9 protein-coding genes are annotated in these 7,135 nt (G+C 73.3%); 6 read left to right on the plus strand and 3 right to left on the minus strand.

The annotated features are described in order from the left end of the window. Nucleotides 1-46 precede the first annotated feature (46 nt). Nucleotides 47-1,093 carry a FecCD family ABC transporter permease gene (locus tag AC2CHG_RS28735; protein WP_484525973.1) on the plus strand — a complete coding sequence of 349 codons (1,047 nt, stop codon included), beginning with the start codon at nt 47-49 and terminating at the stop codon, nt 1,091-1,093. After that, the gene (locus tag AC2CHG_RS28740) at nt 1,090-1,869 is read left to right on the plus strand and encodes an ABC transporter ATP-binding protein (protein WP_355511309.1); all 780 of its coding nucleotides are present in this window, start codon (nt 1,090-1,092) and stop codon (nt 1,867-1,869) included. The genes AC2CHG_RS28735 and AC2CHG_RS28740 overlap by 4 nt, the downstream gene beginning before the upstream one ends. Nucleotides 1,870-2,202: 333 nt before the next feature. On the opposite strand, the gene AC2CHG_RS28745 is transcribed toward AC2CHG_RS28740, so the two are convergent. The 3 genes from AC2CHG_RS28745 to AC2CHG_RS28755 form a co-directional block, all read right to left on the minus strand. Next, a complete protein-coding gene (locus tag AC2CHG_RS28745) occupies nt 2,203-2,961 on the minus strand; it encodes a VOC family protein (RefSeq protein ID WP_357207301.1) in 759 nt (252 codons plus the stop codon). A 94-nt stretch (nt 2,962-3,055) separates the two neighbouring features. Continuing rightward, nucleotides 3,056-3,793: an ABC transporter permease gene (locus AC2CHG_RS28750; RefSeq protein ID WP_262016153.1), complete on the minus strand. Its 738-nt coding sequence runs from the start codon at nt 3,791-3,793 to the stop codon at nt 3,056-3,058. 9 nt (nt 3,794-3,802) lie between these two features. Beyond that, the gene (locus AC2CHG_RS28755; RefSeq protein WP_091414484.1) at nt 3,803-4,690 is read right to left on the minus strand and encodes an ABC transporter ATP-binding protein; all 888 of its coding nucleotides are present in this window, start codon (nt 4,688-4,690) and stop codon (nt 3,803-3,805) included. Between the two features lie 149 nt (nt 4,691-4,839). Between AC2CHG_RS28755 and AC2CHG_RS28760 the strand changes: the two genes are divergently transcribed. From AC2CHG_RS28760 to AC2CHG_RS28775, 4 genes are read left to right on the plus strand one after another with little or no spacing between them, the layout of a single operon-like run. Next, on the plus strand, nt 4,840-5,160 hold the full coding sequence (locus AC2CHG_RS28760) for a type VII secretion target (RefSeq protein WP_402810406.1): 321 nt from the start codon (nt 4,840-4,842) through the stop codon (nt 5,158-5,160). Nucleotides 5,161-5,172: 12 nt separating this feature from the next. Beyond that, nucleotides 5,173-6,099, plus strand: coding sequence for a WXG100 family type VII secretion target (locus tag AC2CHG_RS28765; RefSeq protein ID WP_135242872.1), 927 nt, complete (start codon nt 5,173-5,175; stop codon nt 6,097-6,099). A 9-nt stretch (nt 6,100-6,108) separates the two neighbouring features. Then, a complete protein-coding gene (locus tag AC2CHG_RS28770; protein WP_013283579.1) occupies nt 6,109-6,462 on the plus strand; it encodes a YbaB/EbfC family nucleoid-associated protein in 354 nt (117 codons plus the stop codon). 4 nt (nt 6,463-6,466) lie between these two features. Beyond that, nucleotides 6,467-7,066, plus strand: coding sequence for a hypothetical protein (locus AC2CHG_RS28775; RefSeq protein WP_484525972.1), 600 nt, complete (start codon nt 6,467-6,469; stop codon nt 7,064-7,066). The last annotated feature ends 69 nt before the right edge of the window (nt 7,067-7,135 follow it).

Consider the following 7,135-nt stretch of genomic DNA (forward strand, 5'->3'; position numbering starts at 1 on the left):
GTCCCGCCCCGGGCGGCCCGGGGCGCCCGGCGCGGGCGGCGCCCCGATCCGGCCCGCCGGGCTGCGTAAGCGCTGGCTGTTCGCCGGAGTCGTGGCGGTACTCGTCGCGCTGGTGGCGGGCGTCTCCCTCGGCCCGGTCAGCCTGCCGCCCGGCAGCGTCGCGGCCGAACTGCTCAACCTGCTGCCAGGCGTGCACCTGGACAGCGGGCTCACCGAGCGGGAAGTCGCGATCATCACCGAGCTGCGGCTGCCCCGGGTCGTGCTCGGACTGCTCGTCGGCGCGCTCCTGGCCCTGGCCGGCGGCTGCTACCAGGGCGTCTTCCGTAACCCGCTGGCCGACCCGTACCTGCTGGGCGTGGCGGCCGGCGCCGGGTTCGCGGTCACCGCGGCCATCGTCCTCGGCGCCGGTGCGGGTGGCGCGCTGACCGGGCTGCCGATCACCATCCCGCTCGCCGCGTTCGTCGGGTCGCTCGGCGCGGTGGTGCTCACCTACCTGCTCGGCGCGGCCGGCGGGCGGGACCGTTCCCCGGCCACGCTGATCCTGGCCGGCGTGGCCGTCTCCGCGTTCTTCGCCGCCGGGCAGACGTACCTGCTGCAACAGCACTCCGACAACATCCAGCAGGTCTACTCCTGGCTGCTCGGACGGCTCGCCACCGCCGGCTGGCACGACGTGTGGCTGGTCCTGCCGTACTTCGTGCTCACCTCCGTGGTGGTGCTGCTGCACCGGCGCGAGCTGGACGTGCTCTCCGTCGGCGACGACGAGGCCGCCGGTCTCGGCCTGCACCCGCAGCGCTCCCGCTACCTGCTGATCGCCGCCGCGTCGCTCGGCACCGCCGCCGCCGTCTCCGCGTCCGGGCTGATCGGCTTCGTCGGCATCATCGTGCCGCACACCATGCGGCTGCTCGCCGGTTCCAGCCACCGGGTGATCCTGCCGCTGTCGATGCTGTTCGGCGGCGCGTTCCTGGCCCTGACCGACGTGGTCGCCCGTACCGCCGCCGCGCCCGCCGAGATCCCGATCGGCGTGGTCACCGCGCTACTCGGCGGCCCGTTCTTCGTGCTGGTCCTGCGGACCGCCCGCCGGGTGGCGATGTGAACGCCCCCGCGGTGCGCGTCCACGACCTGCGCGTCGCCCTGGGCGGCACCCCGGTCCTGGCCGGCGTCGACCTCACCGTCACGGCGGGCGAGTGGGTCACCGTGATCGGACCCAACGGCGCCGGCAAGTCGACCCTGTTGCGCGCCGTCGGCGGCCTGCTGGCCGCACCGGGCGAGGTGGCCCTCTTCGGTACGCCGATCGGCGCGCTCCGCCGCCGCGACCGCGCCCGGATCGTGGCCACCGTGGCGCAGTCCCCTGTCGTACCGATCGGCATGTCGGTGTTCGACTACGCGCTGCTCGGGCGCACCCCGTACATCCCGCCGCTGGGCCGCGAGTCCGCCGCCGACCTGGCCGCCGTGCACGAGGTGCTGGACCGCCTCGACCTGGGCCCGTTCGCCCACCGCGAGCTGGCCACCCTCTCCGGCGGCGAGCGGCAGCGCGTCTTCCTGGCCCGGGCGCTGGCCCAGGGCGCCACCCTGCTGCTGCTCGACGAGCCGACCAGCGCGCTGGACATCGGGCACCAGCAGGAGGTGCTGGAACTGGTCGACCAGCTCCGCCGCGAGCACGGATTGACAGTGCTCGCCACCATGCACGACCTCTCCATCGCCGGCGAGTACGCCGACCGTCTGGTCCTGCTCGCCGACGCCCGGGTGGCAGCCGCCGGACCACCGGAGGAGGTGCTGACCGAGGAGCTGCTGGCCCGCCACTACCGAGCCCACATCCGGGTGATCCCCGGCGACCACGGCCCCTTGGTGGTCCCCGTCCGCCCCACCTGACCCCCGCCCCCTCCCCGCCCTCTCCCCGCCCTCTCCCCGCCCTCTTCTCCCGTCGATCTTGCACTTCCGGCCCGGGCAAAACGTGCGTATGCCACCTCGGAAGGGCCGCAACTGCAAGATCGACGGAGTGCGCATAGATCTTGGTACGAATCGGCCCTCCTGGGGGCCACTCCGTACCAAGATCTCGACCGGCTTCACTTCTCCTCGTCGATCTTGGACTTTTGGCCCCGGCAAAAGGTGTGTATGCCTCGCAGTGGGGGCCGCGAGTGCAAGATCGACGGGGAGGGTGGGGAGGGTGGGGCGGGGAGGGTGGGGGTGGGGGTGGGGGTGGGGTCAGCGCAGGGTGGAGATGGAGAAGAGGGCGCCGGCCGGGTCTCGTAGGGCGGCGCTGCGGCCGGCGGGGTTGTCGCGCGGCGGGACGAGGATCGTGCCGCCCAGCTCCGCGGCCCGGGCGGCGGTCGCGTCTGCGTCCTCCACCGCGAAGTAGACCGCCCAGTACGCGGGCAGGTCCTCCGGCATCGGCTCGGCCCGGGGCAGCATCCCGGCGACGATCCGGGCGCCGCAGCGCCACCCGGTGTACGCGACCGGTCCGGCCGGGCGCTCCTCCGGATGCCAGCCGAAGACCAGTGCGTAGAACTCCTTCGCGCCCTCCGGGTCGGGGGTGACCAGCTCGTTCCAGCACATCGCGCCGGGCGCGTTGTACAGCTCGGCCCCGCGCATCGCCATCGGCTGCCACACGCTGAACACCGCGCCGGCCGGGTCGGCGAGGACCGCCATCCGGCCCTGCTGGGCGACGTCGAACGGGGAGACGACGACCTGCCCGCCGGCCGCCTCGACCCTTGTGGCGACCAGGTCGGCGTCGTCGGTCGCCACGTACGTGGACCAGACCGGCACCTGGTCCGGCGTGCCGGGTGGGCCGGCCCCGGCGACCGCCTTGCCGTCCTTGCGGAAGACGGTGTAGCCGGCGGCTTCCGGTTCGGGGGAGATCTCTCCGGTCCAGCCGAACAGCTCGGGGTAGAACCGTCGTGCGTCGTCCAGACCGGGCGTGGCCAGGTCGGTCCAGCAGGGCGTGCCGGGCTCGACGCCGTTCACGGTGACCCCTCTCGCCGGGGGCGGCTCCGCGCGCCCGCCCTGTCGGCATCGTGGCACCGCCGGGTCGGCCACCGGGCCGGAACCGGACAAAAGGTCAGCTGAAGCGGCGTCCCTCGTCCCGCCGGTACGCCCACCCGGCGACCGCGGCGAGCGCCACCACCCAGACCACCAGCATCACCAGCGCCCGGGGATCGGGCTGCCAGTCGGTGACGGCCGCCCAGATCAGCTCCACGGCGCCCCGGGTCGGCAGGTAGGGGGCGATCGCCTTGATGAAGCCGGGCGCGTCGTCCGGCCCGGAGAGCAGGCCGCCGCCGAACGCGAGCGGGAAGAAGACCACCTGTGCCACCACGATCGCGGCCTTGCTCGGCAGTGAGTAACCGATCGCCAGGCCGAGCAGCGTGAACGGCACCGAGACCACGGCGACCGCGCCGAGCCCGAGCAGGAACTGCACCGCGCTGACCCGGGCCTCGGTGGCGACCGCCGCGATGACCACCACCGGGATCATCGACACGTAGGTCAGCACCAGCCCGGCCAGGATCCGCCCGGCCAGCCGTGGCGCCGGCCCGGCCGGCAGGGTCCGGGTGTACGGGTTCCAGGGCTGGTCGCGGTCCTCGGCGACACCCACGCCGTACTGAAAGATGTTGGCGGTCATCACCGCGAACGTGACCATGGCGGCGGTGGCGTAGGTGGCTCCGGTGGGGTCGTCGCCGGCGAACGGCACCACGAAGAAGAGCATCGAGGCGGCGGGGAAGAAGGCGCTGCCGAACACCGCGACCGGTACTCGGACGATCTCCATGAGCTGGTAGCGGGCGTGGACCAGGGCGAGCGGCACGGCGGCCTCCTAGGCGGGGGTGGGCGCGGGCCGGTCGTCGGCCGTGATGGCGAGGAACGCCTCCTCCAGCGAGGTGGGCCGGACCTCCAGGTCGCGGAACGGCACCCCGGAGGTGACCAGGTCGCGGACGAGCTGGTCGGCGTCGGTGGTCAGCAGGTGCACCCGCCCGTCGGCGCGTTCGGTGGCGACCACGCCCGGCAGCGCCGGCAGGTCGTCGGCGACCAGGCTGACCCGGCGTACGCCGACGATCCCGCGGATCGCGGCCACCGAGTCGTCGGCCAGCACCCGCCCGTGGCCGATCACCACCACCCGCTGCGCGAGCGCCTCCACCTCCTCCAGGTAGTGGCTGCTCAGCAGCACGGTGCCGCCGTCGGCGTGGAAGCCGCGGATCGCGTCCCAGAGCGCGTGCCGCGCCTCCACGTCGAGGCCGGTGGTCGGCTCGTCGAGCACCACCAGCCGGGGACGGCCGACGAACGCCAGCGCCACGGCGAGCCGGCGACGCTGGCCGCCGGAGAGACCGCCGGTCTGCCGGCGTACCTGGTCGGCGAGGCCGAACCGGTCGAGCAGTTCGCCCCGCGGCACCGGGTCGGGGAAGTGCGCGGAGACGAAGTCGACCACCTCGCCGACCCGCAGCGTGCCGGGCAGGCCGGTCTCCTGCGGGGTGACGCCGAGCTGCCGCCGGCTGGCCGGGTCGCGTGGGTCGCCGCCGCACAGCTCGACCCGGCCGGCGGTGGGACGGCGCAGCCCGACCAGCAGGTTGATCAGCGTGCTCTTGCCGGCGCCGTTCGGGCCGAGCAGGCCGACCAGCTCCCCGGACCGGACGGTCAGGTCGACCCGGTCCAGTGCCAGCACCTCGCCGTAGCGGCGGCTGACCTGTTCGGCGCGGGCCAGGATCATCGGCGATCTCCTCGCAGGTAAGTGCTGTGCCTCCCCTGTCTACCGTGCCCGTGCCAGCCGCGGTGTCCCCTGACCGGGTGCGCGTATCCCCTAGTCTGGTGGCGCCGTCGACGACGGTGGAAGTTCCCACCGGACACTGGGGAGGGTCCGTGACCAGTCCGAGCAGGAATCTCGACGTCCAGCCGGAGGCGCTGAGGGCGTTCGCCGCCGCCTCCCGGGACCGGGCCGGCCGGTTCCGCGAGCTGGAGCGGGTGTTCCGCGACGGCCACGTGGCCCGGCACTCCTTCGGCGTGATGCCCGCGTCGTTCAGCCTCGCCGCGGCGTACGAGGAGCAGTTCGAGGCGTGCCTGCAAGGGCTGGCGGACGGCGCCGAGACCATGCTGACCGTCGCCACGGGGATCGCCGAGACCGCCGCCGCCTACGACGACACGGACGCGGCGAACGACACGATGTTCACTGCCGGCGGCTGAGGGGGAGCGAGGATGAGCACCGAGGCGCTCCAGCGCAACAAGACCTACTTCGAGCAGATCGTGTCGGGCACGCCCGACCCGTTCAAGCCGTTGTCGAACGCGGTGCTGTGGCCGTTCGAGCAGCTCCTGGAACTGGTCGCCGGTGAGCCGGACGACCTGATGCGGGCGGCCCAGCTCGCGATGACCACCGGTGAGGCGGTCCGGCAGATCGCCGGTGACCAGATCGCCGACCGGGCGCGGCTGCGCGGCGCCTGGGACGGCGACGCGGCGGAGAAGTTCCACGCCTCGATGCAGTCCATCGAGGAGGCGATGGACGATCTCGCAAAGGGGCTGGACGGCACCAAGGAGGTGCTCGTCGACTCCGCGAACGCGTCGGTGGACGCGTTCAACCTGCTGGTCGAGCTGATCCTGGAGTTCCTGCTCTGGTTCCTGACCGAGATCATCATCGCCGCGGTGGCGGCGGCGCTGAGCGCCGGCGTGAGCCTTGCCGCCACAGTGGTGCGGGTGCTGGCTCGGCTCGCCACCACCGTCGGCCGTATGGTCAAGATCGTGGCGCGGTTCGCGGAGATCCTCACGAAGCTCGCCACCAAGCTCCAGAAGGTCGCCAACCTGCTCGACCACTACGCCAAGGTGGTGATGGAGCTGCGCCGGGCCAAGAAGGCGTACAGCGCGTTCAGCAAGTCCGGCTACACGAAGGCGGCGCTCGCCTTCAAGGTCGAACGCGCCGCCGTGCTCTTCCCGGGCAAGTTCGCCATCAACCAGGCGTCCCCGGTGAACATCCCCGGCATCGGCGGCGCCCTGCTCGACACCGGGATGGGCCTGCACGACGTCTCCGACGGGCGCAAGGACCGCAACTACCTGGTGGACGGCACGTACCGCGATGATCTCGGCCCGTACACAAAGGGCGTGCAGAACGTGTTCGACTCGATCGTGAACTGAGAGGCAGCAATGACGTTCCCGGCCCTGGACCGGATCGAGGCGCTGGCCCGCAACCTGGACGGGTGGCAGCGCGAACTCGGCGCGCGGATGGCCGAGCTGGAGCAGAGCAGTGCCGAGGGGGTCAGCGACTCCGGCCTGGTCACCGTCGTGGCCGCCGCCGACGGCAAGATCCTCTCCACCGACATCAACGCGCGGGCCATGCGCTTCGACTCGTACACGCTCGCCGAGGAGATCACCTCGGCGGCGAACCGGGCGCAGGAGGCCGCCGCCGCCCGGGTACGCGAGATCGTCGGCGAGGTGATGGGCAACGCGCCGGGCGCGGAGCGCCCCGCCGACGACGGCTACGGCCACGACCGATACTGAGCCGATGGACGAGACCAGATACCGCGACCGGATCGGCCTGCTCGTCGAGCCGGGCGAGCGCGTCCTGGCCCACGCCAAGGCCGATGTCGGCCAGGGGCTCGCTCCGGCGCCGCCGCCCGAGCCGGAGTCCACTGGCGAGCCGAGCCGGCGGACCGTCGGTTCGGTGCTGCTCAACATCCTGCTGCCACTGGCCACCTGGGACCGCGGCGACCGCCTGGTCGACGTGATCGGCTGGGGGATCGCCGGGCGCGGCGCCCCCGGCACCGCCGCCTCCCGCCTGCACCGCGCGCTCCGCCCGCCCCGGCCCGACCTTCAGGTCCGGGAGACGCTGCTCGCGGTCACCGACCGGCGGCTGCTGATCTGCCGTACCGGCGGGGTGAAGCTGCTGGCCGGGCGCGAGGCCGAGGAACGCGCGCTGGCCGAGACCGCCGTGGCGTGGTCGGCCGCGCGCGGCGAGATCGCCTCCGCGCGGGTGGGCTGGCACCGGCTCAACCCGAAGCGGCTGCGGATCGACTTCACCGACGGCTCGTGGCTCTCGTTCACCGTGCCGATCGCCGAGTCCGGCCGCCCGCTGCGCGAGGTCGCCACCGCACTGTCCGCCTGACCGGACCCACTCGCCACGACGGCGGCCGGGCCGTCCAGGACCGCAGTCGGCCGGCCGCGTCCGCGCGGC

Source organism: Micromonospora sp. ATLC20 (assembly GCF_057196585.1).